Origin of the sequence: Variovorax sp. J31P207 (assembly GCF_030316965.1) — a bacterium.
GTDB lineage: Bacteria > Pseudomonadota > Gammaproteobacteria > Burkholderiales > Burkholderiaceae_C > Variovorax > Variovorax ginsengisoli_B.
On the sequence record NZ_JASZYN010000004.1, the window covers coordinates 412,296 to 439,188 of the forward strand.

Here is a 26,893-nt window from a genome sequence, read left to right on the forward strand (position 1 = left end):
TCCTCGGAACAGGTGGAATGAAGGCGAAGGGGAAATTCGTTGCGGCGGGTCAGCGCAGCTCAGCGCGCGTGACACTGTCGATCGCGCCGGCCAGCCGCGTCGCGATCTCCTGCAGGTCCTGCCGGGTCGCGATGAAGGGCGGCGCCAGCAGCACGTGGTCGCCCTGCCGGCCGTCGACCGTGCCGCCGAAGGGATAGCACAGCAGGCCGCGCGCCATCGCTTCCTTCTTGATCCAGGCGTGCAGCTTCAGCCCCGGTGCGAATGGCGACTTGGTGGCACGCTCGGCCACCAGCTCGACGCCCCAGAAGAAGCCGCGGCCGCGGATGTCGCCCACGTGCGGATGGTCGCCGAGCGCCTCGCGCAGCATCGCGCCGAAGGCTTCGCCGTCATCGCGCACCTTGGCCAGCAGGCCGTCGCGGCGGATCACCCGCTGCACCGCCAGTGCGGCGGCGCAGGCCACCGGATGGCCCAGGTAGGTGTGGCCGTGCTGGAAGAAACCGCTGCCCTGCGACATCGCCTCGACGATGCGGCGCTGCGCGAGCACGGCGCCGATCGGCTGGTAGCCGCCGCCCAGGCCCTTGGCGACCGTCACCAGGTCGGGCACCACGCCCTCCTGCTCGCAGGCGTACAGCGTGCCGCAGCGGCCCATGCCGCACATCACCTCATCGAGGATCAGCAGCACGCCATGGCGGTCGCAGACCTCGCGCACGGCCTTGAAGTAGCCCGGCACCGGCGTCAGCACCCCGGCGGTGGCGCCGCCGACGGTCTCGGCGACGAAGGCGATCACGCGGTCGGCGCCCTGCGCCAGGATCGCCGCCTCGAGCTCGACCGCGAGCCGCAGACCGTACTGCTCGGCGCTTTCGCCTTCGTGCTGCTCGCGGTACGGATAGCAGGGAGAGACGTGCGTGGCCGGCACCAGGATCGGCGCGAAGGGCTCGCGCCGCCAGGCGTTGCCGCCGACGGCCAGCGCCCCCAGCGTGTTGCCGTGGTAACTCTGGCGACGGGCGATGAAGTGGGTGCGCTGCGGCTGGCCGATCTCGACGAAATACTGGCGCGCCATCTTGAGCGCCGACTCGACCGCCTCGGAGCCCCCGCTCACCAGGTAGACATGGCTCATGCCCTCGGGCGCGCTGCCGACCAGCTCGTCCGCCAGCTGCTCCGCCACCTCGGTGGTGAAGAAGCTGGTGTGGGCATAGGCCAGGCGATCGACCTGCGCGTGCATCGCGGCGATCACGTCCGGATGCCCATGGCCCAGCGAGGAGACCGCGGCGCCGCCGGAGGCGTCGAGGTAGTCGCGGCCGGCGGCGTCGCGGATCGTCATGCCGCTCGCGGCAACGGCGACCGGCGGGGTGTGGTGGAGATGGCGGTGGAAGACATGCGTCATGGCGTCGGCTCAATGGAACTAATGTACCGACTGAATTATTGTTTGGAACATTTGTTCCGTCAAGGGATTCTGGAACACCTCCGTTCCATCCGGTACATTCGTTCCAAACCACAACAGGACTTCCATGGGCGTCAAGGACGATCTCCGCCAGCGCTTCGCCGGCCTGAGCCCCGCGCTGCAGCAGGTGGCCAGGTACGTGCTCGACCACCCCAATGACGTGGTCACTCATTCGATGCGCACGATCGGGACGCGCTCGGGCGGCACCCCCGCCACGCTGGTGCGCTTCGCCCAGCACCTGGGCTATGCCGGCTGGCCGCAGTTCAAGGAAGCGGTGGCGTCGGAGATGGGGCTCGGTCCGGAGGCCTACGGCGAGCGGGCCCGCACGCTGGTCGGCCGGGCGACCGACCACGGCCTGGTCGAGGAGATGTTCGAGGTGCAGCGCCGCAACCTCGAGGCGACACAACGGCAGAGCGCCGCCTCGTTGCAGAAGGCTTGCGCCCTGCTGGAAAAGGCGGCCACGGTGCATGCCGCCGGCTTCAGGGCCTGCTTCCCGATCGCCTTCTCGTTCGTCTACGTGTACCGGATGTTCCGCACCAGCGTGCAGCTGATCGACGGCCAGGGCGGCTCGCTGGAGATGCAGCAGCGCGCGATGAGCAAGGGCGATGCGCTGGTCGTCGCCAGTTTCGCCCCCTATTCGCGCGAGGCGTTGCAGGTGGCCGAGGCCGCCCGGGCGGCGGGCTGCAAGGTGTTGGCGCTGACCGACAGCGCGGCCTCGCCGCTGTCGCTGCTGGCCGACGAGACCTTGCTGTTCGCGATCCAGAGCCCGTCGTTCTTTCCCTCGATCGCCGCCGGCACGGCGCTGGCCGAAGCGCTGCTGGAGCTCCTCGCGAGCCGCGCCGGCAAGCCGGTCGTGAAGCGCATCGACCAGGCCGAAACCCAGTTGTTCGAGTCCGGCGCCTACCTGCAGCCGCCGCGGCTGCGCGGCGCCTGAATCATGACTTGGGCAGCGACGCCGCGGCGACCGGCTGCGGCGCCGGCGCCATCCACTCGGCATGCCAGCCGCCACCCAGCGACTGGATCAGCGTGATGGCGGCCACCTGGCGGTTGACCTGCACCTGCAGCAGTGCGCGCCGGCTGTTGAGCGCCGACACCTGCGCCACCACCACGCTGGTGTAGTCGATGGTGCCGGCCCGGTAGCGGTTCAGGAACTGCTGCTCGGTGCGGTCGGCCGCGGCCGAGCTCTGGCGGCGCAGGTCCTCCTGCTGCGCCAGGCTGCCGCCCGCGGTCAGCTGGTCCTCGACGCTCTGGAAGGCGGCCAGCACGGTCTGGCGGTAGCGCGCCACCGTGGCCTCGTGGCCGGCCTTGGCGGCATCGACGCTGGCGCCGATCGCACCGCCGTCGAACACCACCTGCGCCACCGACAGGCCGAGCGACCACAGCGTGTTCGAGGCATTGAACAGGTCGCCGATGCGCGATGCGCTGGTGCTGATGCCGCCGCTCAGGCTGAAGTTCGGGTAGTAGGCCGAGCGCGCGATGCCGATCTGCGCGTTCGCCGCCGCCACCTGGCGCTCGGCCGCCGCGATGTCCGGCCGGCGCTCGAGCAAGGTCGACGGCAGCTCGGCAGGCACGCCGGGCACCGTCATCTTCCACTCGGCCACCGGCAGGCTGAAGTCGGCCGGCGCGACGCCGACCAGCACCGCGATCGCATGCTCGAGCGCGTCGCGGTTGCGCTTCAGCGCCGCGCGCTCGGCCTGGGTGTTGGCGTACAGCGTCTCGGCCTGCAGCACGTCGCTCTGGGCGGCGATGCTGGCGGCATAGCGGTTGCGCGTGATCTGCAGGCTGCGCTGGTAGCCCTCGAGCGTGTCGTCGAGGATCTGCAGTTCGGCATCGGCTTCGCGCAGCGAGAAGTAGTTGGTGGCGAGGTCGCCCACGGCCGACAGGCGCGCCGCCGCCAGGTCGGCCTCGCTGGCCTGTGCGTTGGCCTGCGCGCTGTCGACCGCCTGGCGCAGCCGGCCCCAGACGTCCGGCTGCCAGTCGACGCCCAGCGCCGCCGCGGAGGCGGTGGCGGCCGAGATGTCGCGGCCCCCGGTACGGCGCGCGCTGCCGTCGAGCGTGACCTGCGGGAACAGCGCGGCTCGCTGGCCGCGCACCAGTGCCTGGGCCTGCGCGTAGCTGGCGACCGACGCGGCAACGTTCTGGTTCGAGATCTGGACGCGCGCCGCGAGTTCGTCGAGCGTGGCGTCGCCGAAGAGCTTCCACCACTCGCCCCGGTCGAAGGCATCGGCCGGTGCCGCGGGCTGCCAGCCGGCGGCGGCCGGGGCCGACTTCCAGGCGGCCGGCGTCGTAACCGGTGGCCGCTCGTAGGCCGGGCCGACGGCGCAGCCGGCCAGCAGCACCGCCAGGGCCAGTGCCAGGGGAAGGCGGGGGAAAGAACGTGTAGCTGCGGTCATGGGTTCAAGGCGATATCGGGCGTGCCGGACGGGGCGGAATCGGCGCCGCGGCTCAGGGACTTTTCATTGGCGGGCCGCCGGCGCAGCTTGTCGAGCAGCACGTAGACGACCGGCGTGGTGAGGAGGGTCAGCAGCTGGCTGGCGATCAGCCCGCCGATGATCGCGACGCCCAGCGGCTGGCGCAGCTCCGAGCCCAGCCCGAAGCCGATCGCCAGCGGCAGCGCACCGAGCGCGGCCGCCAGCGTGGTCATCAGGATCGGGCGGAAGCGCAGCAGGCAGGCCTCGCGCACCGCTTCCACGGCGCTGAGCCCGCGCGAGCGTTCGGCCTCGAGCGCGAAGTCGATGATCAGGATCGCGTTCTTCTTGACGATGCCGATCAAGAGGAAGACGCCGATCAGCGCAATGATCGAGAACTCCATGCGGAACATCAAGAGCGCCAGCACCGCGCCGACCCCGGCCGAGGGCAGCGTGGTCAGCACGGTGATCGGATGCACCAGGCTTTCGTAGAGCACCCCGAGTACGATGTAGATCACCACCAGCGCCGCGACGATCAGGAACCACTGCTGGCCCTGCGACTGCTGAGCCGCCAGCGCCGTGCCCTGGAAGCTGCCGCGCACGTTGATCGGCATCGCGATGTCGGCCTCGGCCTGCGCCACGATGCGCTTGGCGTCCGACAGGCTGACGCCGTCGGCCAGGCTGAACGAGACCGTGCTCGCGAGCTCGGTGTCCTGGTGGTCGATCGAGGTCGGCACCGCCCGCTCGCTGAGCTTGGCGAAGGCCGACAGCGGCACCATCAGCGTGGTGTCGGTGGCGATCTGCTGCCCGGTGGACGCGGTGCGCAGGGCCGGATTGGCCGACACCGTGGTCGAGGTGCCGGTGTTGGCGTCGGTCGTGTTCTTGATCGAACTGGTGATCGACTGGCCGTTGGCATCGGTGCTGGTCTGCAAGGTCGAGGGCACGTACAGGTCCTTCAGCACGATCGGCGAGCGCTGGAAGCGCGGCGCCCATTCCATCACCACCGAGTACTGGTTGAGCTCGTCGTAGATGGTCGCCACCGAGCGCTGTCCGAAGGCGTTGTAGAGCGCGCTGTCGACCGCCGACGAACTCACGCCGAGCCGGGCGGCGGCATCGCGGTCGACGTCGACGAAGGTCTCGACGCCGTTGTCCGCATCGTCGCTGTCGACGTCGGTCAGCGCAGTCTCCTCGCGCAGCCGGTTGGCGAGCTTGGTCGACCAGGTGCGCAGGTCGCCCAGGTTGTCGCTCTTGAGCGTGTACTGGTAGCTCGAATTGCTCGAGCGCCCGCCCATGCGCAGGTCCTGCACCGGGCTCAGGAACACGCGCAGGCCGGTCAGCTGGTTGAGCTGGGGGCGCAGGCGGTCGATCACCGCCTGGGTCTTGTCGGTGCGCTGCGATACCGGCTTGAGGTTGACGAACATGAAGCCGCCGCCCGAGCGCCCCCCGCCCGAGAACCCGACCACCGTGTCGACCGCCGGGTCCTTGCGGATGATGTCCACCGCCTGGCGCAGCTTGTCGGCGATGGCCGCCGACGAGATGCTCTGGTCGGCGCGCAGCCCGGCATTGAGCTGGCCGTTGTCCTGCTGCGGGAAGTAGCCCTTGGGAATGGCGTTGAACAGATAGACGTTGAGGCCGATCACCGCCAGCAGCACCACGACGACCACGCCCTTGCTGGCCAGGGCCCAGTCGAGGCTGTGGGCGTAGGTGCGCAGCGTGCCGTTCCAGGCCCGCTCGCCGACACGGCCAAACCAGGCGCGCAGGCGCCCGGGCGGCTTGCCCTTGGCTTCATCGGCCTCGCTGCGCAGCAGCATGGCGCACAGCATCGGCGTGGTGGTGAGCGAGATCACCAGCGAGATCAGCACCGAGGCCGACAGCGTGACCGCGAATTCGCGGAACAGCCGGCCGACCTGCCCGCCCATGAACAGCAGCGGGATGAACACCGCCACCAGCGACAGGCTGATCGACAGCACCGTGAAGCCGACCTCGCGGGCGCCGCGCAGCGCGGCCTCGACGCGGTTCATGCCGGCCTCGACGTGGCGGGTGGTGTTCTCGAGCACCACGATGGCGTCGTCGACGACGAAGCCGGTGGCGACGGTGAGCGCCATCAGGCTCAGGTTGTTGAGGCTGTAGCCCAGCAGGTACATGATGCCGAAGGTTCCGAGCAGCGAGACCACGGTCGCCACCGCCGGCACGATGGTGGCGCGCGCCTTGCGCAGGAACAGGCCCACCACCAGCACGACCAGCGCCACCGAGATCATGAGCGTGATCTCGATCTCGCGCAGCGAGGCGCGGATGGTGTTGGTGCGGTCGGACGCCACCTGGACGTCGATGTCCTGCGGCAGCTGCGCGCGCAGTTCGGGCAGCAGTTCGCGCACGCCGTCGACGGTCTCGATGATGTTGGCGCCGGGCGACTGCGTCACCAGCACGATCACTGCGGGTTCGCCGTTGAACAAGCCCAGCGTGCGCGTGTTCTCGACGCTGTCGATCACCCGTGCGACGTCGCCCAGCCGCACCGCGGCGTTGTTGCGCCAGGCGATCACCATGTCGCGGTACTCGGCGGCATAGCGCCCCGGTGCCGGCGTGTAGATCTGCAGCCGGCGGTCGGCGGTCTCGATCGCGCCCTTGGGCCGGTTGGCGTTGTTGGCCTGGATCGCGGCGCGCACGTCCTCGGTGCTGATGCCGAATCGGTTCAGTGCAAAGGGCTCGAGCTCGACCCGCACCGCGGGCAGCGAACCGCCGCCGATCTCGACCTCGCCGACGCCCTCGACCTGCGACAGCCGCTGGCTCACGATATTCGAGACCGCTTCGTAGATCTGGCCCGGCGTGCGGGTCTTCGAGGTCAGCGCCAGGATCACGACCGGTGCCGCGGTCGGGTTGCGCTTGCGGTAGGTCGGGTTGCTGCGCAGCGTGGCCGGCAGGTCGGCGCGAGCGGCGTTGATCGCGGCCTGCACCTCGCGCGCGGCGCTGTCGATGTTGCGGCTCAGGTCGAACTGCAGCGTGACCCGGGCCGAGCCGTTGGAACTGGTCGATGTGAGCTCGTTGACGCCCGGGATGATGCCCAGCCTTCGCTCCAGCGGCGTGGCGACGCTCGAGGCCATGGTGCTCGGACTGGCGCCCGCCAGGCTGGCCTGCACCGAGATGGTCGGATAGTCGACCTGCGGCAGCGGCGAGACCGGCAGCACGAAGAAGGCGACGATGCCTGCCAGGGCGATGCCTATTGTCAGGAGCATCGTGGCGATGGGGCGCTCTACGAAGGGCTTGGAGAGGTTCATGTCGCCTCTCCGCACGCCGTCGATTCGGGGCGGCGATGGCGGGCGGTATGCCCTGGGCCGGCCGACGTCACCGGCCGCTTCGCGGCTGCCCTGCGCTGCTCGCGGTACGCGGGGTCCGCGCAAACTCGCTCCGCTGCGCTCCACTCAAACACGCGCGGCCCTTTTTCCGCGCACCGCTGCGCTGCTCGGCGGTGCCTCAACGGCCGACCCAGGGCATACCGCCCGCCACCGCTGACACGTTGGGGTTGCATCGGAGTTGGAGGCGTCGCAACTCTTTGATCACCCCCTGTGCCCGGCATGCGGTGCGGGACGAGCGATCCCCTCTGCGCCGCTGAGGAGCGCAGCTTCAGGCGGAAAAAGGGCCGCGCGTGTTTGAGCGAAGCGAGTTTCGCGCGGACCCCGCCTGAAGCGAGCACCGCAAGGCAGCCCGAAGGGCCGGCGCAGTGGGGTCGTTCGGCCCGCACCGCATGCCGGGCGCCCTTCCAGCGACAAGAGAAAATCATGCCACGGCCCTCGCCCCGAACCGCCGCCCCAGCCGATCGAAGCCCAGGTAGATCACCGGCGTGGTGAACAAGGTCAGCACCTGGCTCACCACCAGCCCGCCAAAAATCGCGAGGCCAAGCGGACGCCGCAGCTCGGCGCCCTCGCCCCAGCCCAGCATCAACGGCAGCGCCGCGAACAGCGCCGCCAGCGTGGTCATCAGGATCGGACGGAAGCGCAGCAGCGCCGCCTGGTGGATCGCCTCCAGCGGCCCCTTGCCCTGGTTGCGCTCGGCGTCGATCGCGAAGTCGATCATCATGATCGCGTTCTTCTTGACGATGCCGATCAGCAGGATGATGCCGATGATGCCGATCACCCCGAGGTCGTTGCCGGTCACCATCAGCGCCAGCAGCGCGCCGACGCCGGCCGACGGCAAGGTCGACAGGATGGTCAGCGGGTGGATGTAGCTTTCGTAGAGCACCCCCAGCACGATGTAGACGCACACCACCGCCGCCAGGATCAGCCACAGCTGGTTGGTCAGCGACTTCTCGTAGGCCCCGGCGGCGCCGAGGAAGGTCATGGTCACGCTCGGCGGCAGCGCGATGTCCTTGGCCGCGGCGCGGATCGCCGCCACCGACTTGCCCAGCGCCACGTTCGGTGGCGTGTCGAAGCCGATGGTGGCGGCCGGGTACTGGGCCACCCGCGTGACCTGCAGCGGCGCGAACTGCTCGCGCACCGTCGCCAGCGCCGACAGCGGCGTCGCCGTGCCGCCGCCGGTGCGCAGCTGCAGCGTGCCCAGGCCCTCCGGCGAGGACAGCGACTCGCGGTCGGCCTCGAGGATCACGCGGTACTGGTTGGTCTCGGTGAAGATGGTGGAGACGATCCGCTGGCCGAAGGCGCTGTAGAGCGCATCGTCGACCGAGCTAGCCGTCACCGACAGCCGCGACGCCGTGTTGCGGTCGATGTCGACGTAGGCCGACAGGCCCTGGGCGCCGGCGTCGGTGGTCGGGTTGCGCACCTGCGGCACGCTGCGCAGGCGCTCGACCAGCTTCTGCGCCCAAGTGTTCACGGTCGCCGTGTCGGCGCCTTCGAGCGAGACCCGGAACTCGGTCGGCCCGGTCTCGGCGTCGATGGTCAGGTCCTGCGTCGGCTGCAGGTAGAGCGACACGCCGGCCACGCCTTCGCGCACGCGGTCGCGCAGCCGCTGCATCACGACAGCCTGGCTGTCATGGCCGGAGCGCAGGTTGATCAGCATGCTGCCGGTGTTGAGCGCCATGTTGTTGGCGGCGTCGACGCCGACCACCGAACTCAGGCTCTGCACGTCCGGGTCGGCCAGCACGATGTTGGCCGCCGACTGCTGCAGTTCGGCCATCCGCGCATAGGACACTTCCTGTGCGGCCAGCACCCGCGCCTTGAGCTGCCCGGTGTCCTGGGTCGGGAACAGGCCCTTGGGAATCAGCACGTACAGCGCCACGGTCAGCGCCAGCGTCAGCAGCGCCACCACCAAGGTCAGCGGCTGGTGGCGGAACACCCATTGCAGCCAGGTGTCGTAGCGCGCGATGACGCGATCGAAGAAGCGCTGCACCGCGGCACCGAAGCGCCCGCCCTCCTCGGCCTGCGGCTTGAGCCAGCGCGCCGACATCATCGGCACCAGCGTCAGCGAGACCACGGCCGAGATCAGGATCGTGATCGCCAGGGTCACGGCGAACTCGCGGAACAGCCGCCCCACCACGTCGCCCATGAACAGCAGCGGGATCAGCACCGCGACCAGCGACACCGTCAGCGAGATGATGGTGAAGCCGATCTGGGTCGCGCCCTTGAGCGCGGCCTGGAACGGCGGCTCGCCCTCTTCGAGGTACCGTGCGATGTTCTCGATCATCACGATCGCATCGTCGACCACGAAGCCGGTCGCGATGGTCAGCGCCATCAGGCTCAGGTTGTTGAGGCTGTAGCCCAGCAGGTACATCAGGCCGCAGGTGCCGATCAGCGAGATCGGCACCGCGATACTGGCGATCACGGTGGCGCGCAGGCTGTGCAGGAAGAAGAAGATCACCAGCACCACCATCACCACCGCCAGCGCGAGCTCGAGTTGCACGTGGCGCACCGAGGCCCGGATGCCGGTGGTGCGGTCGCTCAGAACCTCGACCTTGAGCGCGCCCGGCAACGAGGCTTCGAGCTCGGGCAGCAGCTTCTTGACGCCATCGACCGTGCCGATCACGTTGGCGCCGGGCTGGCGCTGCACGTTGAGGATGATCGCGGGATAGAGCTTGCCGTCCTGCGCGCCCGGCGCGGCGCTCGAATCCGAACCGGCCCAGGCGCCGAGCTGGGTGTTCTCGGCGCCATCGATGACGCGCGCCACATCGGTCATGCGCACCGGCGCGCCGTTCTTCCAGGCAACGATCAGGTTCTTGTAGTCGGCCGCGGTCACCAGCTGGTCGTTGGCGTTGATCGTGTAGGCCCGCTTCGGGCCGTCGAAGCCGCCCTTGGCGCTGTTGGCGTTGGCCGCCGCGATCGCGGTGCGCAGGGTGTCCAGGCCGATGCCGACCGCGGCCAGCGCGTTGGTGTTGGCCTGGATGCGCACCGCCGGGCGCTGGCCGCCCGACAGCGACACCAGCCCGACACCGCCGACCTGGCTGATCTTCTGCGCCAGCCGCGTGTTGACCAGGTTCTGCACCTCGGTCAGCGGCATGGTCTCGGAGCTCACGGCCAGGGTCAGGATCGGCGCATCGGCCGGGTTGACCTTGGCGTAGACCGGCGGCGCCGGCAGGTCGGCCGGCAGCAGCGAGCCGCCGGCGTTGATGGCCGCCTGCACCTGCTGCTCGGCGACGTCCAGGGTCTGGTCGAGCGCGAACTGCAGGGTCACGATCGAGACGCCGGTGGCGCTGGTCGAGCTCATGCGGTCGAGGCCCGCCATCTGGCCGAACTGGCGCTCCAGCGGCGCGGTCACGGTGCGGCTCATGACCTCGGGACTGGCGCCCGGGTAGAGCGTCTGCACCTGGATCGTCGGATAGTCGACCTGCGGCAGCGCCGCCAGCGGAAGAAATCGGAAACCGACCAGGCCCGCGAGCACGATCGCGACCATGAGCAGCGCGGTCGCGACCGGCCGCTCGATGAAGGGACGTGAAGGACTCAGCACGTCTGCCTCACTGCGGCGGCCGCTGACGCCTGCCCTCGCCGCCCGGACTGCCGGGCGCGCGCGGGCCGCGCGGACCGGACGCGCCCGGCCGCGGCGCCGTCGCCGGCTTGTCGCCCTGCAGCGCCACGCGGGCGCCGTCCTTCAGCCGGTCGCCGCCTTCGGTGACGACATCCTCGCCGGCCGTCAGGCCATCGAGGATCGCCACCACGTCGACCGTGGCGTCGCCGCGCTTGACGTTGCGCACCGACACCGTCCGGTCCTCGTTGACCACGTAGACGAAGTTGCCGTTGGGCCCGATACGCACCGCGGTGACCGGAACCACCAGCGCATCGACGGTGCGCAGCACCATCTGAACGTTGACGAACTGGTTCGGGAACAGCGGCGTGCCGTTGTTGGCGAAGCGCGCCTTGGCCCGCACCGTGCCGGTGCTGGTGTCGACCACGTTGTCGAGGGTCGAGAAGACGCCGGTATCGAGCACCGCGCTGCGCACCCGGTCGAGCGCCTTGACCTGCAGCGCCTCGCCCTTGGCGAGCTGGGCCTGAATGTCGGGCACACGGTCCTGAGGCACCGCGAACTGGACGTCGATCGGGTTCATCTGGGTGATCACCGCGATGCCGGTGCTGGCGTTGGCCGCCACGTTGTTGCCCGGATCGACCGTGCGCAACCCGATGCGGCCGGCCACCGGCGCGGTGATCCGGGTGTAGTCGAGGTTGAGCTTGGCGGCCGCTTCGGCGGCGCGGTCGGTGATCACGGCGCCTTCGAGCTGCTTGACCAGCGCCGCCTGGGTGTCGACGTCCTGGCGGGCGATCGAGTCCTGGGTCAGCAGCGTGCGGTAGCGCGACAGGGTCACGCGCGCGGCCTCGAGCTGGGCCTCGTCGCGCACCCGGGTGCCCTGGGCCTGCATCAAGGCCTGTTCGTAGGGACGCGGGTCGATGCGGGCCAGCAGCTGTCCCTTGGCGACCGACTGGCCCTCGGTGTAGAGCACCTCGGTCAGCACGCCGCCGACCTGCGGCTTGAGCGTGATGGTGGCCAGCGGCGTCACGGTGCCGAGGGCGTCGATCACGATCGGCATCTGCATGCGCCTGGCAGCCGCGTGGCCGACCGTGGAACTGGCGCCGCCGAAATTCGGCCGGCCGCCGGCCGGCTCGCCGGAACGCTTGATCAGGTACCAGCCGCCCACGGCCAGGCCCAGCACCACGGCCAGCGCCACCAGGCTGCCGAGCCAGCGCCGCCGTCGTGAAGGAACAGGGCGGATCGTGGGGAGGTGATCGGTGGCGGGCTCGGGAAGGGGGGACGACATCGGTGAGTGGGCGTGGATTCGGCAGCCCGTAGTGGATCGCCGAATCGTAGCGCCCAGCCCTTACGAACCGTAAAGCCTCGGTAAAGCCGGCGTTGACCGCGTGCGTCCGGCGATCACCGAATGCAACTGGCGCCGCCCGGCTGCAGTTCGTCGCATGGCCGTGGCGGGCGCCCGGGAGCCTCGGCACAGTCCGCCCATCGTCTTCAGGAGCCCGCCATGCAGATGTCCCCCGTGATCGCCGTCCACCTCGCCGCCGCCGCCTCCGCCCTGGCCCTCGGGCCGGTGGTGCTCTGGGCCCGCCAGAGCCGGACCCAGCGGCCGCGCCTGCACCGCGCACTGGGCTACGCCTGGGTCACGCTGATCGTCATGGCCGCGCTGTCGGCGCTCTTCATCCGCGATTTCAGGCTGCCCAACATCGGCGGCTACACGCTGGTGCACCTGCTGGTGCCGGCCACCTTCTTCGGCCTGTCGCGCGCCTTCTGGAAGCTCGCCAAGGGCGACATCCGCGGCCACCGCATCGCCATGCAGGCGACCTACATCAGCGCCTGCATCGTCGCCGGCGCCTTCACCTTGCTGCCGAGCCGCTATCTGGGCCAGATCCTCTGGGGCCAATGGCTCGGCCTCGCTTGAACGGAACCGCCATTCTTCAACCCTCCCACGGAGAACCACCATGCTGACCCAGATCTTCCTGCACACGCCCAAGTGGGTGTTCGTCCTGTTCGCGGCACTGGTGTGGCTCGGCGCCAAGCAGCTGTTCGCGAACAGCGTTGGCCTGGGGCGCGTGACGGTCATGCCGATCGTGATGACCGGCCTGTCGATCTTCGGTGTGACCTCGGCTTTCGGCGATTCGCCGACCGCCCTGCTGGCCTGGGCCACCACCGCCCTGGTGGCCCTGACGCTGGTGCTCCAGCGCGGGCTGCCGGCCAGCACGCGCTACACGCCGGCGTCGCGCACCTTCCACCTGGCCGGCAGCGCGGTGCCGCTGGCGCTCATGATGGGCATCTTCTTCACCAAGTACGCTGTGGGGGCGACGCTCGCGATGCATCCTGAAATCCGCCACGACGCCACCTTCACGCTCGCGGTGCCCCTGATGTACGGTTTCTTCAGCGGTGTCTTCGCCGGCCGCGCGCTCCGGCTCTGGAAGCTGGCGCTGCGCGAGGACCGCGCGTTGTACAACGTCGGCGGCGCCTGAATCCATTCGACCCGGGAGTCCCTCATGTCCATCGATCAAGCACGCATCGAAAAGCTCGCCCTGCGGCGGGCCAAGGCCAAGCTGGGCTGGTTTGCCCATGCGGCGGTCTACGCCCTCGTCAACCTCGGGCTGGTCGCCCTGTCGCTGGCCAACGGCCGCAGCTGGGCCATCTACCCGCTGCTCGGCTGGGGCGTCGGCTTGCTGGCCCACGGCCTGTCGGTCTGGATGCTGCCGCCGGGCGGCGCGCTGCTCGGCCGCATGGTCGAGCGCGAGCGCGCCAGGCTGGCCGCGAGCGCCAAGGGGGACCCGTGGTGACCGCGGTCCTGCGGCGCCTGCTGGCGCTGGCGCTGCTCGGCGCCCTGGGCCACGCGGCGTCGGCCGCCACCGGTGTCGCCGTGCTGCCGGCACCGCCGGACACCGGTCCGGTCACGGTGTTCTTCCCGACCGCCGCGCCGGCCGCCCGGTTCGTCCGCGGCCCGTTCGCGTTCGAGCTGGCGTCCGACGCGGCGCCGCTGCGCGGCAACGGCCACCTGGTCGTCATGTCGCACGGCTCGGGCGGCTCTCCCTGGCCGCAGGCCGACCTGGCGATCGCGCTGGTCGATGCCGGCTTCACGGTCGCCATGCCCGAGCACGCCGGCGACAACTACCGCGACATGCGCGACGTCGGTCCCGCCACCTGGCGCCATCGGCCGCGGGAGGTGTCGCAGGCGATCGACGCGATGGCGGCCGATGCGCGCTTCGCCCCGCTGCTGGACTTCCGCCACGTCGGCGTCTACGGCATGTCGGCCGGTGGGCTGACCGCGCTCACGCTGGCCGGCGCCCGCTGGTCGCCGGCCCTGCTGGACGCCCATTGCCAGGCACACCTGGCCGACGATTTCCCGGCCTGCGTCGGCCTCGCGACCGCGCTGACGGGCGGCATGCTCGACGGCATGCGCCTGGCGGTCTCCCGCCGCGTGATCCATTTCAAGCTGGGCAGCCAGACCACGCTCGAGTCATGGACCGATCCCCGGATCACAGCCGCCGTGGCCGCCGTCCCCATGGCCGCGACGATCGACATGGCTTCGATAGCGACGCCCCGGATCCCGCTCGGCCTGGTGCGTGCCGGCCAGGACGAATGGCTGGCGCCGCCCTGGCACATCGACGCGGTACGCGCCGCCTGCACGACCTGCGTGCTGGTCGCCGACATGCCGTCGGCCGGCCACGGCTCGATCCTGTCGCCGCAGCCACCCGACCTGCCGCCGCGCGCGGCCCGGCTGCTGGACGACCCGCCGGGCTTCGACCGGGCCAGCCTGCCCGCCGTCTACGACGCCATCGCCCGCTTCTTCGTCCAGAATCTGGCGCCATGAAGATCCATTGGTCCAGCGCGGGCCGGCATTACCTGCAAGTCATCGCGTTCTGCTGCGTGGTGGCCGTGCTGACCACCGCCATCTGGCCGAACAAGACCTACCTGGTGCAGGTCGGCTATGCGCTGTCGGTCGGGACCATCACCTGGAGCGTCATCGAGTTCGGCCGCTACCTGGTCGACGAGCGTCATTGCGAGGGCGGCGGCCCGGGCCGCGGCCATGGCTGGCCGCAAGGCTGGCGCGGCCTGCTGCTGACGGCCATCGGCATCGCCTGCGGCTTCCTGGCGGGCGACCGGGTGGGCGACTTCCTCTTCAACTACCGCAACGTCCCGTCCTCGCGCGACAACACCATCAGCCTGGTCATCACGGTGGTCGCCGGCGCCGCCGCGAGCTTCTACTTCCACGCCCGCGGCAAGGCCGCCGCCCTCATCGCCAAGATCGCCACCGCCGAGCGCGACGCCGGCGAGGCCCGGCTCAAGCTGCTGGAGACCCAGCTCGAGCCGCACATGCTGTTCAACACGCTGGCCAACCTGCGGGCGCTGATCATGGTCGATCCGCCGCGGGCGGTCGAGATGCTCGACCATCTCAACAACTACCTGCGCGTCACGCTCGCCGCCTCGCGCGCCACTGCGCATCCGCTGGCGCGCGAATTCGAACGCCTGCGCGACTACCTCGAACTGATGTCGGTGCGCATGGGTCCGCGCCTGCGCTTCGCGCTCGACCTGCCCGACGCCCTGCGCGACCTGCCCGTGCCGCCGCTGCTGCTGCAGCCCCTGGTGGAGAACAGCATCCGCCACGGGCTCGAGCCGAAGGTCGAGGGCGGCGAGATCCGCATTCGCGCGCTGCGCGAGAACCGCGCCGCCGACGGCCTGCCGCAGGTCCGCATCGAGATCCTCGACACCGGTGTCGGGCTCGGCGCCGCGCCGCCGTCCGACGGCGGCGGTTTCGGCGTCACGCAGGTGCGCGAGCGCCTCGCCACGGTCTACGGCGCGCGCGGCAGCCTGACCCTCGAGGCGACGGCCGCGGGCGGAACCCTCGCAACTGTCGTCTTTCCCACCTGATCGCATGAAAGCCACCGCCCTCATCGCCGAAGACGAACCGCTGCTCGCGCAGGCATTGCGCGCCGAACTGGCCGCCGCCTGGCCCGACCTGGAGATCGTCGCCTGCGTCGGCGACGGTGCCAGCGCCGTGCGGGAGGCCTTGCAGCGGTTGCCACAGGTGCTGTTCCTCGACATCCGGATGCCGGGGCAGGACGGCCTGGGCGCTGCCGCCGAACTGGCCGACACCTGGCCGGCCGACGAGGCGCCGATGCCGCAGCTGGTGTTCGTCACCGCCTATGACGAATACGCGGCGCGCGCCTTCGAGACCCAGGCGATCGACTACGTCCTCAAGCCGGTCCAGCCCGAACGGCTGCGCAAGACCGTCGCGCGCCTCCAGCAGGCGCTGGCGGCCCAGGCGCCCGCGGCGGCCTCCGAGCCGGCCGCCCTGGAGCGGACGCTGGCCCAGTGGCGCCAGTTGCTGGCCGGCGCCGCGGCGGCACCGGCCCCCAACGGCGGGCCGCTCAGGTTCATCGCCGCCAGCGAGGCCGGCGGCGCCACGGTGCGCATGGTCCCGGTCGACGAGGTGCTGTATTTCGAGGCGGCCGACAAGTACGTCCGCGTCCTGACCGCCGGCCACGAATACCTGATCCGCACGCCGCTGAAGCAGCTGCTGCCGCAGCTGGACCCCGATGTCTTCTGGCAGGTGCATCGCGCGGTGGTCGTGCGCAGCAGCGCGATCGAGGCGGTGCACCGCGACGAGACCGGCCGCCAGCACCTCAGCCTGCGGGGCCGGGACGACCGGATACCGGTCAGCCGGCTCTACGCCCACCTGTTCCGTGCCATGTGAACCGACATGAAAAAACCGGCCCGTTCGACGGGGCCGGTTTTTCATGGTGACAGCAAAAAAAAGAGGCTATCGGCCGCTCAGCGGTAGTACCCGTGTCCGTGATGGCGGTAGTAGCCCGGGCCCGGACGGTAGTAGCCGGGAGCCGGACGGTAGTAGGCGGCAGGCGGCGCGTAGTACACCGGCGCCGGGCGGTAGTAGACCGGCGGCGGCGGGTAATAGACCGGCGCCGGCGCCACGTACACCGGGGCGGGTGCGTAGTAGGGCTGCGGGGCGGCGACACCGATCGCCACGCCGGGCACGTTGACGCCCACCGACCAGCCAACGGCCGCGCTGGCCGACGCTGTAGCGAACAAGGCTCCGGCGGCAACGACGCCGGCGGCAGCCCATTTGAACAAGGTGGTGCGGGTAAGGCTCATCGTGAAACTCCTGTGAAGGCGGGTATTGGCCGCCCATGTAATGTATTGAACGCGCGAGGTGTGAACCTGGTGCACGGCCTTGCGTGAAGATCGTTGCCAAAGGTAACGCGCCTGAGGGGCCACCTAGAATGGATGGATGACTTCCCCTGCAGACAACGACAGCACCAAGCCGAGCAATTTCCTGCGCCACGTGATCGAAAGCGACCTCGAACAGGGCAATTATTCCACCCGCAAGTGGGGCGGATCCCCGGGCGACGCGGCCCATCACGCCGAGGGCATGCAGGATCCGGCCAAGGTCCGCATGCGCTTTCCGCCGGAGCCCAACGGCTACCTGCACATCGGCCACGCCAAGAGCATCTGGCTCAATTTCGAACTGGCGAAGGAATATGGCGGGGTCTGCCACCTGCGTTTCGACGACACCAACCCCGAAAAGGAAGAACAGGAATACGTCGACGCCATCCGCGACGCCGTGCAGTGGCTGGGTTACGACACCCATCTGGCCGACAACCCCGCCAAGCCGGGCGAAGCCAACGACCATGTGTACTTCGCGAGTAACTACTTCGACTTCATGTACCGGGCCGCGGAGTACCTGATCGGCGCCGGCCTGGCCTATGTCGACGAGCAGAGCGCCGAGCAGATCCGCGCCAATCGAGGCGACTTCAACACGCCCGGCACCGACAGCCCGTTCCGCGGCCGCACGCCCGAGGAAAACCTCGCGCGCTTCCGCGCCATGCGCGACGGCCAGCTGGACGATGGCGCCGCCGTGCTGCGGGCTCGCATCGACATGGCGAGCCCCAACATCAACATGCGCGACCCGGCGCTGTACCGGATCCGCCGCGCCACCCACCACAACACCGGCGACAAGTGGTGCATCTATCCGATGTACACCTTCGCGCATCCGATCGAGGACGCGCTGGAACAGATCACCCACAGCTTCTGCACGCTCGAGTTCGAAGACCAGCGGCCCTTCTACGACTGGCTGCTCGACAGGCTGGCCGAAGGCGGCCTGATCGCCTCGCCGCATCCGCGCCAATACGAGTTCGCACGGCTCAACGTGACCCACGTCATCACCAGCAAGCGCCGCCTGCGCCAGCTGGTCGAGGAGAACCACGTCGACGGCTGGGACGATCCGCGCATGCCGACCCTGGCCGGGCTGCGCCGCCGCGGCTACACGCCCGAGGCGCTGAAGCTGTTCTGCGAGCGCTCGGGCGTCACCAAGTCCGGCGGCTGGATCGACTACGCGAGCCTCGAGGCCGCGCTGCGCGACACCCTCGACCCGATCGCGCCGCGCGCGATGGCGGTGCTCGACCCGGTCAAGCTGGTCATCACCAACTGGGACGAATTGATGGGCGCCGGCTTCCTCGACGACTGCACGGCGCCGGTGCACCCGCACCACCCCGAGCGCGGCCAGCGCAGCTTCAAGATCGGCCGCGAGGTCTGGATCGAGCGCACCGACTACGAGGACGTACAGCCCAAGGGCTTCTTCCGCCTGTTCCCGGGCAACAAGGTGCGGCTGAAGTACGGGCACACGATCGTCTGCACGGGCGGCACCCGCGACGCCTCGGGCAAGCTGCAGGAAGTGCAGGCCACGCTGGTGCCCGACACCAAGAGCGGCACGCCGGGCGCGGACGCGATCAAGGTCAAGGGCAACATCACCTGGGTGGCCGCCGCCGATGCGCTGCAGGCCGAGGTGCGCCTGTATGAACGCCTGTTCGCGGCGGCCCAGCCGGGCAGCGGCGAATTGCTGGAAGAGCTGAATCGCGACAGCCTGGTCACCTGCCAGGCCTTCGTCGAGCCCTCGCTCGCCGGCGCCGCCGAGGGCGGAGCCGGATTCCAGTTCGAACGCCACGGCTACTTCGTGGTCGATGCCAAGGCGGCGACCGCCGGCCAGCGCGTGTTCAACCGCGCAGCGGGCATGCGGGACAGCTGGGGCAAGTGAGGCACGCCATGCAGCGCCGCTCGCTCCTGCTTGCATCGATGGGCCTGTTGTCGCTGCCGGCCGCGCAGGCCGCTGCAACACCCTCGCCGGCCACGCCCGCTCCCGCGCTCTGGCCGCATGGTGCCCAGGTCCCGGGCGGCGTGGCGCGCCTGTCGCTCGGTCCTGCCGCGGCGCGGCCGGAGGCGCGCACCGAGGGCGGCATCCCGCTGCTGGTGCTGGGCGACCCGATCGAATGGACCGTGCTGGTCGGCATTCCACTCGCGACCGCCCCGGGCAAGGCCCGCATCATGGTGCGCACGGGGGATGGCGCCGAGCGCCCGATCGCCTACACGATCGCGCCCAAGCAATACAGCGAACAGCGCCTGAAGGTGGCACCGGGTACGGTCGACCTGTCAGCTGCCGACCAGGCCCGCTACGAGCGCGAGCGCGACCACCAGGCGACGGTGATGGCCACCTTCAGCGAACCCGAGCCGCACGAGCTGCAGATGCGGGTGCCGGTGCCGGGGCGGCGATCGAGCTCCTTCGGCCTGCGCCGCGTCTTCAACGGCCAGTCGCGCAATCCGCACAGCGGCATGGACATCGCAGCCGCCACCGGCACGCCGGTGCTGGCGCCGCTGCCGGGCCGGGTGATCGACACCGGCGACTACTTCTTCAACGGCGGCACCGTCTGGCTCGACCACGGCGGCGGCCTGCTCACGATGTACTGCCACCTGAGCCGGATCGACGTGAAGACCGGCGACGCGCTGCAGAGCGGCGAGCGGCTGGCCGCCGTGGGCGCCACCGGCCGCGTGACCGGGCCGCACCTGCACTGGGGGGTGATGCTGAACCGGACGATGGTGGATCCGGCGCTGTTCATTGCGGCTTGAGGCAGCCTACAGCGGCTTCGTCAGATACACCGCCTCACGTCCCACGATCACCCGCTGCGCCGGCATGAAGACCGTGCAGTCGTCGCAGGGCGCGCGGATCTCGTCGGTCCCCTGCGTGGCGATCAGTTCGCCCTCGGCAAAGGTCTCGAAGCCGATCAGCGGCCGAACGAAGCGGAAATCCTCGAACTTGATCAGGTGCGTCTGCAGCAACTCGAAACGGCGCTGTGCTTCCACCTCGGGCGTCGCCCCTGCCCGGTCGATCAATCCGAAGTGCGCCAGGAAGCGCAGCGTCACCTCGGTCGCGAGATCGGCCGCGCTCTGCTTGAAATGCTGGCCGCACTCGACCACCATCGCGGCGCCCGGCGCATCGGCGCCGGCATGCATGCCGTGCTGGATCAACGGCGTGCCCGAGCCCAGGCCGCTGGGCATCACCAGGTGCACCGGCGGCAGGCCGATCGCGGTCGCCACCCGCGCATTGCGCTCGAAGTCCGGGTAGACCCAGAACGGCACCACGTCCTGGCTGGTCGAGTGGATGTCGAGGATGTGGTCGGCAGCAGCCACCACCGGCCGCAGCTCGCGGGCGCGCCGCAGCTCGGGGCTGTCCTCGGGGCCGTCGAGCCATTCGTCGGACCAGACGCGGTTGAGGTTGTGGACGATCTGCCGGTTGTCGAAAGGCTTGGCCGGATCGAAGGCGTTGTAGGCCTCGACGTGGGCGAAGCTGACAGTCAGCGTGCCGAGCTTGGGCCGCACGCCGCTGTCCAGCAGATGCGTCGCGGCCACCATGCCGCAGATCTCGTTGCCGTGGGTCAGCGCATTGATCAGCACGTGCGGGCCGGGCTTGCCGGATTCGAATCGGTGCACGTAGTCGATGCCCGTGTTGCCCTCGCAGTAGGCGGAAATGTCGCGCGGCAGGACTTCAAGGGCGGGTTGGGTGTCGGTCATGAGGGGGTCGTTAGGAGACGGAATTGCAGCAGTTTGCTACAAGTGCGCCGATCCGGCACGGCAGGCGAGCGTCAGTCGGCCTTCTTCGCCGCCTCCACCAGCGCCCGGATCGCCCAGCGCCGGACCTTCAGCGCCTGCGCGTCGTCGAGTTGCAGCACGTCCTTGCAGACCACCATCGATTCGGTGCCGATCACCAGCGCCAGTGCCTGCTCGAGCGTCTTCACCGCCGCCGGCCTGAACTGGCTGCGGGCCGGCGCCAGCGCGGCCTCGATCAGCGGGCTGCGCCGGTTCTGGCGCGCCGGCACTTCGGCGTCGTGTCCACCCCGCACCACGCGCTCCATCGACTGCGCCAGCATCATGCGCAGCGACGCCTCGTTGGCGGCGATCATGCTGCTCAGCGCCGCATCGATGCGTTCCAGCCGCTGCACCGGGTCCTGCGAGCGGGTGTCGCCGAGCACCGCCGCGGCTTCGGGCACCGCGATGTCGAGCGAGGCCTCGCGGTGAAGCGCCTCGATGCTCGGAAAGTAGCGGTAGGCGGTGGCCCGCGACACCGCCGCCGCCTCGGCGATCTCCTCGAGGCTGGGCTGGCGGCCCGCCTGCATGAGGCGCGCGGCGGCCTGCAGCAGGTCCTTGCGCGTGCGCCGCCGCTGGTTGGGGCGGCCGGCCTGCTCGCTTGACGGGCCGCTCATGAATCCTGCGGCAACTGCTGCAGGATGGCCGCGAGATCGAGCCATACGTTTTCACGCCGGATGTCCCCGGCGTCGGTGAACTCGACCACATGGAGCAGCCTGAATTCGAGCGGCCGGCCGCGGCCCTCGAGGCCGAAGGGTCGACCGGGCGCCCTGCCGCGCCAGATCGATTCGTCGACCAGGAAATCGGCCCCGTAAAGCCGCCGCAGGCATTCGACGCGACTGTCGGACAGGTCGCTGAACAACGCCTCGTAGAAAGGCCGCGCGCCGTCGCGCCCCCGCGTCGGCCCCGACGGCGCGCCGACGATGTCGTGCTCGACGTCGGGAGAGAGCGTCGCCAGCACGCCTTCGACATCGTCCGTGGCCTCGAAGCGGAAATGCTGGTCGATCCTGCGGTCCATCTCGGTTCGGGTGAGCGCCATGTCCGGGTCCTCCAGGTGATGGGGTTCCCGTAAACTTTAATGAGACAACAATCTCATTACAAGAAATTAGTCTCGAATGAGCCAGCCCCGTTCATTGACGGAATCTATCGCGGCGACACCCGCACCCCGTGGCCGCAAACCTAGTGCCCGCTGCCCAGGTACGCCGCCTTCACGCCCGGATCGTTGCGCAGCTTCTCGGCCGGCCCGTGCAGCGATATGCGGCCGTTCTCGAGCACGTAGCCGTAGTCGGCCACGCCGAGCGCGGCGGCCGCGAACTGCTCGACCAGCAGCATGGTCACGCCCTCCTGCTTGAGCCGCCCGATGATGCGGAAGACCTCGGCCACCAGGATCGGCGCCAGGCCCATCGAGGGTTCGTCGAGCAGCACCACCTCGGGATTCAGCATGACCGCACGGGCCATCGCGAGCATCTGTTGCTCGCCGCCCGACAAGGTGCCGGCCAGCTGGGTGCGCCGCTCCTTGAGCCGCGGGAACAGGTCGAGCGCCCGCTCGAGGTCGCCCGCGACATCGCCGCGCGGCCGGCTGCCCGTGAGCCGGGGGAAGGCGCCCAGCGTGAGGTTGTCGGTCACGGTCATGGTGGCGAACACGCGCCGGCCTTCGGGCGAATGCGCGAGCCCGAGCTTGGCGATGTGGTAGGACTCGAGGCCGTCGATGCGCTTGCCGTTGAGCGTGATCTCGCCGGCCGTCGGCTGGATCATTCCGGACACCGCGCGCATGGTCGTGGTCTTGCCGGCGCCGTTGGAGCCGATCAGGGTCACGACCTTGCCCTTGGGCACCTCGATCGAGACGCCGTGCAGCACCTGCACCTTGCCGTAGCCGGCGGAGAGATTCTGGATGGTCAGCATGGTCAGGCCTCCCGCCGGGCCGCCCCAAGGGAGGCCTGCGCCCCCTCGGGGGGCAGCGAATACACGAAGTGATGAGCGTGGGGGTTCATGGTCTTCCTCAAGCAGGCTGCGGCTCGGCTTCCTGGCCGCCCAGATAGGCTTCGATCACCTTGGCGTCGGCCTGCACAGCGGCCGGCTCGCCTTCGGCGATCTTCTGTCCGAAGTCGAGCACCGAGACCGTGTCGCACATGGTCATCACGACGTCCATGTGGTGCTCGATCAGGATCACGGTCACGCCGTGCTCGCGGATCTTGCGGATGATGGCGATCAGCTCCTTGATGTCCGGCGCCGTCAGGCCGGCGGCCGGTTCGTCGAGCAGCAGCAGCTGCGGGTCGAGCGCCAGCGCGCGGGCGATCTCGAGCAGCCGCTGCTTGCCGTACGGCAGGTTGCGCGCCTCCTCGGCGGCGAAGGCCTCGAGGCCGACGAACTTGAGCAGGCCCAGCGCCCGGTTGGCCGCCGCCGCACTCTCGCGCTTGTAGCGCGGCGTGTGGACCGCGACGTCGAACAGGTTGCTGCGGAAGGTGTGGTGCAGCCCGACCTGCACGTTCTGCTGCGCCGTCATCTCGCCGAACAGCTGCACGTTCTGGAAGGTGCGCGCGATGCCCGACAGCGCGATGTCGGACGAGGTGCGACCGACCAGCGAACGGCCGCCGAAGCTGATCGCGCCGGCGGTCGGCACGTAGATGCCGGTCAGCACGTTCATCATCGTGCTCTTGCCGGAGCCGTTGGGCCCGATCAGGCCGTGGATGGTACCGCGCCTGACAGTCAGGTCGACATTGTTGAGCGCCTTCAGGCCGCCGAACTGCATCAGCACGCCCGACGCCTGCAGCACCTCGGGCTGGCCGCCGGCCATGGCGGCGGTCGCCACGGCATCGGCCGGCGCGATGCCGGCGCCCTCGACCTCGAGCTGGGCCTTGGGCCGGCGCAGGTTCAGCGCGTTGCGCACGAAGCCCACGATGCCGTCCTGCAGGTAGTAGACGACGAACAGCATGATCACGCCGAAGATCGAGAGCCGCCAGTCGGTCATGGTCTGGAGCCAGAAAGCCAGGCCCGCGAGCGCGATGCTGCCGACCACCGGAATGGCCATCTGCTTGGGCGTGACGCGCTTCATCTGCACGCCCACCACCGCCACCACCATGACCAGCACCGCCAGCGCCACCGACACGTAGCGGAACAACTCCACGTCGTCGAGCAGCTTGGGCAACAGCACGATGATGGTCGCGCCCAGCATGGCGCCGATGCGGCTCTTGCGCCCGCCCATGATCACGGCCAGCAGGAACAGCACGGTGAGCTCGAAGTTGTAGGTGTTCGGCGAGATGTACTGCTCCGAATACGCATACAGGCTGCCGGCCAGTCCGGCGAAGCCGGCGCTGATCACGAAGGCATAGACCTTGTAGCGGTACACCGACACGCCCATGCAGTCCGACGCCACCGGGCTGCCGCGCAGCGCCTCGAAGGCGCGCCCGAGGTGCGAGCGCAGGATGCGATGCACCACGACCAGCGACAGCACCAGCATCACGACCACCAGCCAGTAGAACTCGCGCTCGTCGAGCTTGTGGCCGAACAGCGGCGGCTTGGTGAGCTTGATGCCCATCGGCCCTTCGGTGATGAAGCTCATCTCGTTGATGAGGATCTGGATGATGGTGCCGAAGGCCAGCGTGACCATCGCCAGGTACGGCCCCGTGACGCGCAGCGCCGGCAATGCCAGCAGCGCACCGAACAGCGCCGTGACGCCGATCGATGCGATCAGCGCCACCATCAGCGGTGCGCCGAGCTTGTAGACCAGCACGCCCGCCGTGTAGGCGCCGAGCCCGAACAGGCCCGCATGGCCGAGCGAGACCTGCCCGGTATAGCCGACCACGATGTCCAGCCCGAACAGCAGGATCGCGTAGATCATGATGGTCTCAAGCAGGTGGATGTAGTACGGGTTGTCGATGCCGATCGGGAACAGCAGCAGCGCCGCGAAGCCGACGAGGGCGAGGAGGAAGCGTCCGATTTTGGTATTCATGTGTGCGTCAGACCTTCTTGATCGCGGTCTTGCCGAACAGGCCGGCCGGGCGCACCGCCAGCACGATCAGCAGCAGCACCAGGCCCGGCACGTCCTTGTAGCCGGTGCTCAGGTAGAAGCCGGTGGTGGTCTCGGCGATGCCCAGGATGATGCCGCCGAGGATGATGCCCATGCCGCTGGTCAGCCCGCCGATGATCGCCACCGCGAAGGCCTTCAGGCCCAGCACCGCGCCCATGGTGGCGCCGGTCAAGGTCAGCGGCGCGATCAGCACGCCCGCGAAGGCCGCGGTCAGCGACGACAGCGCATACGAGAAAGTGATGACCAGGCCGGTGTTGATGCCCATCAGCTTGGCCGCGTCGCGGTCGTTGAAGGTCGCGACCACCGCCTTGCCGTAGATCGAGCGGCGGTTGAACAGCTCGACCGCCAGCATCATGAGGATGGCGCCCACCACCACCAGGATCTCCATCGGCAGCACGTTGGCGTTGAGGAACTTGATCGGCGCCTCGGGCAGCGGCGACGGGAACTTGAGGTCGTCGCGGCCCCAGACGTTCTCGGCCACGTTCTTGAAGATGATGCCGAGCGCGATGGTCGACATGATCCAGCCGAATTCGGACTTGATCTTGATCGCCGGCCGCACGCCGATGCGTTCGACCACGGCGCCCTGCACCGCGCCGAACAGGCACACCAGCGGGATCATGAGCCAGTAGTTGACGCCCAGGGTGACCAGGGTGAGGCCCACCAGGGCGCCGAGCATCAGCGCGTCGCCCTGGCCGAAGTTGAGGGTGTCCGAGGTGGCGAAGGTGAGCTGGTAGCCGAAGGCGATGACGGCATAGATCATGCCCAGCGCGATGCCGCTGAAGATGAGTTGGGTCAGGATTTGCATGACGGCTTTCGGGAGGCGTTGGCACAAAAAGGCGCCGCCGCGGGAGCGACCCGGGGCGGCGCCGTCAGGCAGGCGCGGGTCAGGGCTTCAGCAGGGCGTCGTTGGCCGCGTTGTTCTTCAGCTGCACCGTGGCCGCCTTCTTCATGTCGTCGGCGTTGGCGTAGTTGACGCGGCCGCCCTTGACCTCGCCGAACACCGGGATGTTGGCGGTGATGGCGTCGTGGTCGCCCTTGGTGAAGGGCTTGGTGTAGGTCGTCACCACGCCCTCGACCGGCGTCTTCAGGTCTTCCAGCGCGGCCAGGATCTTCGGCCCCTCGGTGCTGTTGGCCTGCTTGATGGCGGCGGCCAGCAGGTAGATCGAATCGTAGCCCTGGGCGGCCGAGACCGGCGAATCGATGCGGTTGTTCTTCGGCTTGAAGGTGCCCAGGTAGCTGGTGATGAAGGCCTTGCGCTTGGGCGTGGTCGGCTCCTGGATGAAGGTCTGCGGCATGCGCGCGCCGTCGCCGCCCGGGCCTGCGTTGTCAATGAAGTTGGCCATCGACAGGGTCCAGCTGCCGACCATCGGGACCTTCCAGCCCAGCTTGGTCATGCCGTTGGCGATCTGCGCCAGCTCGGGGCCGATGCCGTAGGTCAGCACCGCCTCGGCGCCGGCTTCCTTGGCCTTCAGCAGCTGGGCCGTCATGTCGACGTCCTTGATGTTGAACTTCTCGACCGCCACCGGCGTGATGCCCTTGGCCTTGAGCGCCTTCTCGAGGTCTTCGCGGCCCAGCTGGCCGTAGTTGGTCGAGTCGGCCAGGATCGCGACCTTCTTGAAGCCGCGGCGGGTGACCGCTTCCTCGACGATCATCGGCGCCTGGATGCTGTCATGCGCCGCATTGCGGAACACGTAGTTCTCGGGCTCCTTGTCGAACTGGTGCGTGATGATCGAGCCGGTCGCGACGTTGTTCAGCACCGGGATCTTGGCTTCCTGGAAGAAGCGCTGCGACGCCAGGGCCACGCCGGTGTTGATGTAGCCGACCACGGCCACGACCTTTTCCTTGTTGATGAACTCCTGCGCGATCTGCACGCCGCGCTCGTTCTTGGCCTCGTCGTCGCGTTCGACCAGCTGGATCTGGCGACCCAGGACACCGCCGCTCTTGTTGATTTCCTCGGTGGCCAGGCGCACGCCGTCGCGCATGCTGACGCCCATCGAAGACGAGCCGCCGGTGAACGGGCCGTCGACGCCGATCTTGATCGGGTCGGCCGCGAACGCGCCAGCGCTGAAGGCCACGGCGCCCGCCACGGCAAGAAGCTTGAATCGAAACAGCATCAGGAAAATCTCCAATAGGGGTCGAAAAAAAGTCGTCCGCAGAACATACCGTTACATG

The 26,893-nt window shown here is 69.3% G+C and carries 22 protein-coding genes; 9 read left to right on the plus strand and 13 right to left on the minus strand.

The window, feature by feature from the left end; translation table 11 throughout:
- Positions 1-49: 49 nt before the first annotated feature.
- Positions 50-1,384, minus strand: coding sequence for an aspartate aminotransferase family protein (locus tag QTI68_RS16545; protein ID WP_286522779.1), 1,335 nt, complete (start codon positions 1,382-1,384; stop codon positions 50-52).
- Positions 1,385-1,508: 124 nt separating this feature from the next.
- Here QTI68_RS16545 and QTI68_RS16550 point away from each other — a divergent pair, with 124 nt between their 5' ends.
- Entirely contained in the window at positions 1,509-2,375 is an 867-nt protein-coding gene (locus QTI68_RS16550; RefSeq protein ID WP_286522781.1) for a MurR/RpiR family transcriptional regulator, read from the plus strand.
- A 1-nt stretch (position 2,376) separates the two neighbouring features.
- On the opposite strand, the gene QTI68_RS16555 is transcribed toward QTI68_RS16550, so the two are convergent.
- The 4 genes from QTI68_RS16555 to QTI68_RS16570 all read right to left on the minus strand — a co-directional run bounded on the left by QTI68_RS16555 (position 2,377) and on the right by QTI68_RS16570 (position 12,037).
- Positions 2,377-3,834 carry an efflux transporter outer membrane subunit gene (locus QTI68_RS16555; protein WP_286522783.1) on the minus strand — a complete coding sequence of 486 codons (1,458 nt, stop codon included), beginning with the start codon at positions 3,832-3,834 and terminating at the stop codon, positions 2,377-2,379.
- Positions 3,831-7,121, minus strand: a complete 3,291-nt coding sequence (locus QTI68_RS16560) for an efflux RND transporter permease subunit (RefSeq protein WP_286522785.1) — start codon at positions 7,119-7,121, stop codon at positions 3,831-3,833. The genes QTI68_RS16555 and QTI68_RS16560 overlap by 4 nt, the downstream gene beginning before the upstream one ends.
- 499 nt (positions 7,122-7,620) lie before the next feature.
- Positions 7,621-10,734, minus strand: coding sequence for an efflux RND transporter permease subunit (locus QTI68_RS16565; RefSeq protein WP_286523191.1), 3,114 nt, complete (start codon positions 10,732-10,734; stop codon positions 7,621-7,623).
- 10 nt (positions 10,735-10,744) lie between these two features.
- Positions 10,745-12,037: an efflux RND transporter periplasmic adaptor subunit gene (locus tag QTI68_RS16570; RefSeq protein ID WP_286522786.1), complete on the minus strand. Its 1,293-nt coding sequence runs from the start codon at positions 12,035-12,037 to the stop codon at positions 10,745-10,747.
- Positions 12,038-12,253: 216 nt separating this feature from the next.
- Between QTI68_RS16570 and QTI68_RS16575 the strand changes: the two genes are divergently transcribed.
- The 6 genes from QTI68_RS16575 to QTI68_RS16600 are packed head-to-tail and all read left to right on the plus strand — an operon-like array spanning position 12,254 to position 16,459.
- Positions 12,254-12,667 carry a DUF2306 domain-containing protein gene (locus tag QTI68_RS16575; RefSeq protein WP_286522788.1) on the plus strand — a complete coding sequence of 138 codons (414 nt, stop codon included), beginning with the start codon at positions 12,254-12,256 and terminating at the stop codon, positions 12,665-12,667.
- A 40-nt stretch (positions 12,668-12,707) separates the two neighbouring features.
- Positions 12,708-13,229: a DUF6622 family protein gene (locus QTI68_RS16580; RefSeq protein WP_286522790.1), complete on the plus strand. Its 522-nt coding sequence runs from the start codon at positions 12,708-12,710 to the stop codon at positions 13,227-13,229.
- Between the two features lie 24 nt (positions 13,230-13,253).
- Entirely contained in the window at positions 13,254-13,544 is a 291-nt protein-coding gene (locus QTI68_RS16585; protein ID WP_286522791.1) for a 2TM domain-containing protein, read from the plus strand.
- A complete protein-coding gene (locus QTI68_RS16590; RefSeq protein ID WP_286522793.1) occupies positions 13,538-14,575 on the plus strand; it encodes an alpha/beta hydrolase family protein in 1,038 nt (345 codons plus the stop codon). Before QTI68_RS16585 ends, QTI68_RS16590 begins: the two co-directional genes overlap by 7 nt.
- Positions 14,572-15,633 (plus strand): sensor histidine kinase, encoded by a 1,062-nt coding sequence (locus QTI68_RS16595; protein WP_286522794.1) that lies wholly within the window; start codon positions 14,572-14,574, stop codon positions 15,631-15,633. The genes QTI68_RS16590 and QTI68_RS16595 overlap by 4 nt, the downstream gene beginning before the upstream one ends.
- 4 nt (positions 15,634-15,637) lie before the next feature.
- Positions 15,638-16,459: a LytR/AlgR family response regulator transcription factor gene (locus tag QTI68_RS16600; protein WP_286522796.1), complete on the plus strand. Its 822-nt coding sequence runs from the start codon at positions 15,638-15,640 to the stop codon at positions 16,457-16,459.
- Between the two features lie 77 nt (positions 16,460-16,536).
- Here the strand turns inward: QTI68_RS16600 and QTI68_RS16605 are convergent, their stop codons facing one another.
- A complete protein-coding gene (locus tag QTI68_RS16605) occupies positions 16,537-16,875 on the minus strand; it encodes a hypothetical protein (protein WP_286522798.1) in 339 nt (112 codons plus the stop codon).
- Positions 16,876-17,011: 136 nt separating this feature from the next.
- Between QTI68_RS16605 and QTI68_RS16610 the strand changes: the two genes are divergently transcribed.
- Both QTI68_RS16610 and QTI68_RS16615 read left to right on the plus strand, forming a co-directional pair.
- Positions 17,012-18,814 (plus strand): glutamine--tRNA ligase/YqeY domain fusion protein, encoded by a 1,803-nt coding sequence (locus QTI68_RS16610; RefSeq protein WP_286522801.1) that lies wholly within the window; start codon positions 17,012-17,014, stop codon positions 18,812-18,814.
- A gap of 8 nt (positions 18,815-18,822) precedes the next feature.
- Positions 18,823-19,680 carry a M23 family metallopeptidase gene (locus QTI68_RS16615; protein WP_286522802.1) on the plus strand — a complete coding sequence of 286 codons (858 nt, stop codon included), beginning with the start codon at positions 18,823-18,825 and terminating at the stop codon, positions 19,678-19,680.
- 6 nt (positions 19,681-19,686) lie between these two features.
- On the opposite strand, the gene QTI68_RS16620 is transcribed toward QTI68_RS16615, so the two are convergent.
- From QTI68_RS16620 to QTI68_RS16650, 7 genes are all read right to left on the minus strand, one after another.
- A complete protein-coding gene (locus tag QTI68_RS16620) occupies positions 19,687-20,622 on the minus strand; it encodes a M14 family metallopeptidase (protein WP_286522803.1) in 936 nt (311 codons plus the stop codon).
- A gap of 71 nt (positions 20,623-20,693) precedes the next feature.
- Positions 20,694-21,311, minus strand: a complete 618-nt coding sequence (locus QTI68_RS16625; RefSeq protein ID WP_286522804.1) for a TetR/AcrR family transcriptional regulator — start codon at positions 21,309-21,311, stop codon at positions 20,694-20,696.
- On the minus strand, positions 21,308-21,733 hold the full coding sequence (locus tag QTI68_RS16630; RefSeq protein WP_286522805.1) for an ester cyclase: 426 nt from the start codon (positions 21,731-21,733) through the stop codon (positions 21,308-21,310). Before QTI68_RS16630 ends, QTI68_RS16625 begins: the two co-directional genes overlap by 4 nt.
- A gap of 140 nt (positions 21,734-21,873) precedes the next feature.
- On the minus strand, positions 21,874-22,596 hold the full coding sequence (locus QTI68_RS16635) for an ABC transporter ATP-binding protein (protein ID WP_286522807.1): 723 nt from the start codon (positions 22,594-22,596) through the stop codon (positions 21,874-21,876).
- A 97-nt stretch (positions 22,597-22,693) separates the two neighbouring features.
- A complete protein-coding gene (locus QTI68_RS16640) occupies positions 22,694-24,643 on the minus strand; it encodes a branched-chain amino acid ABC transporter ATP-binding protein/permease (protein WP_286522808.1) in 1,950 nt (649 codons plus the stop codon).
- Between the two features lie 7 nt (positions 24,644-24,650).
- The gene (locus QTI68_RS16645) at positions 24,651-25,526 is read right to left on the minus strand and encodes a branched-chain amino acid ABC transporter permease (protein ID WP_286503956.1); all 876 of its coding nucleotides are present in this window, start codon (positions 25,524-25,526) and stop codon (positions 24,651-24,653) included.
- A gap of 79 nt (positions 25,527-25,605) precedes the next feature.
- A complete protein-coding gene (locus QTI68_RS16650; RefSeq protein ID WP_286522810.1) occupies positions 25,606-26,835 on the minus strand; it encodes an ABC transporter substrate-binding protein in 1,230 nt (409 codons plus the stop codon).
- Positions 26,836-26,893 lie beyond the last annotated feature (58 nt).

Bases quoted from the DNA above. Each gene is read 5' to 3' on its own strand.
- QTI68_RS16545 (WP_286522779.1), bottom strand. From the start codon at position 1,384: ATGACGCATGTCTTCCACCGCCATCTCCACCACACCCCGCCGGTCGCC.
- QTI68_RS16550 (WP_286522781.1), top strand. From the start codon at position 1,509: ATGGGCGTCAAGGACGATCTCCGCCAGCGCTTCGCCGGCCTGAGCCCC.
- QTI68_RS16555 (WP_286522783.1), bottom strand. From the start codon at position 3,834: ATGACCGCAGCTACACGTTCTTTCCCCCGCCTTCCCCTGGCACTGGCC.
- QTI68_RS16560 (WP_286522785.1), bottom strand. From the start codon at position 7,121: ATGAACCTCTCCAAGCCCTTCGTAGAGCGCCCCATCGCCACGATGCTC.
- QTI68_RS16570 (WP_286522786.1), bottom strand. From the start codon at position 12,037: ATGTCGTCCCCCCTTCCCGAGCCCGCCACCGATCACCTCCCCACGATC.
- QTI68_RS16575 (WP_286522788.1), top strand. From the start codon at position 12,254: ATGCAGATGTCCCCCGTGATCGCCGTCCACCTCGCCGCCGCCGCCTCC.
- QTI68_RS16580 (WP_286522790.1), top strand. From the start codon at position 12,708: ATGCTGACCCAGATCTTCCTGCACACGCCCAAGTGGGTGTTCGTCCTG.
- QTI68_RS16585 (WP_286522791.1), top strand. From the start codon at position 13,254: ATGTCCATCGATCAAGCACGCATCGAAAAGCTCGCCCTGCGGCGGGCC.
- QTI68_RS16595 (WP_286522794.1), top strand. From the start codon at position 14,572: ATGAAGATCCATTGGTCCAGCGCGGGCCGGCATTACCTGCAAGTCATC.
- QTI68_RS16600 (WP_286522796.1), top strand. From the start codon at position 15,638: ATGAAAGCCACCGCCCTCATCGCCGAAGACGAACCGCTGCTCGCGCAG.
- QTI68_RS16605 (WP_286522798.1), bottom strand. From the start codon at position 16,875: ATGAGCCTTACCCGCACCACCTTGTTCAAATGGGCTGCCGCCGGCGTC.
- QTI68_RS16610 (WP_286522801.1), top strand. From the start codon at position 17,012: ATGACTTCCCCTGCAGACAACGACAGCACCAAGCCGAGCAATTTCCTG.
- QTI68_RS16615 (WP_286522802.1), top strand. From the start codon at position 18,823: ATGCAGCGCCGCTCGCTCCTGCTTGCATCGATGGGCCTGTTGTCGCTG.
- QTI68_RS16620 (WP_286522803.1), bottom strand. From the start codon at position 20,622: ATGACCGACACCCAACCCGCCCTTGAAGTCCTGCCGCGCGACATTTCC.
- QTI68_RS16625 (WP_286522804.1), bottom strand. From the start codon at position 21,311: ATGAGCGGCCCGTCAAGCGAGCAGGCCGGCCGCCCCAACCAGCGGCGG.
- QTI68_RS16630 (WP_286522805.1), bottom strand. From the start codon at position 21,733: ATGGCGCTCACCCGAACCGAGATGGACCGCAGGATCGACCAGCATTTC.
- QTI68_RS16635 (WP_286522807.1), bottom strand. From the start codon at position 22,596: ATGCTGACCATCCAGAATCTCTCCGCCGGCTACGGCAAGGTGCAGGTG.
- QTI68_RS16640 (WP_286522808.1), bottom strand. From the start codon at position 24,643: ATGAATACCAAAATCGGACGCTTCCTCCTCGCCCTCGTCGGCTTCGCG.
- QTI68_RS16645 (WP_286503956.1), bottom strand. From the start codon at position 25,526: ATGCAAATCCTGACCCAACTCATCTTCAGCGGCATCGCGCTGGGCATG.
- QTI68_RS16650 (WP_286522810.1), bottom strand. From the start codon at position 26,835: ATGCTGTTTCGATTCAAGCTTCTTGCCGTGGCGGGCGCCGTGGCCTTC.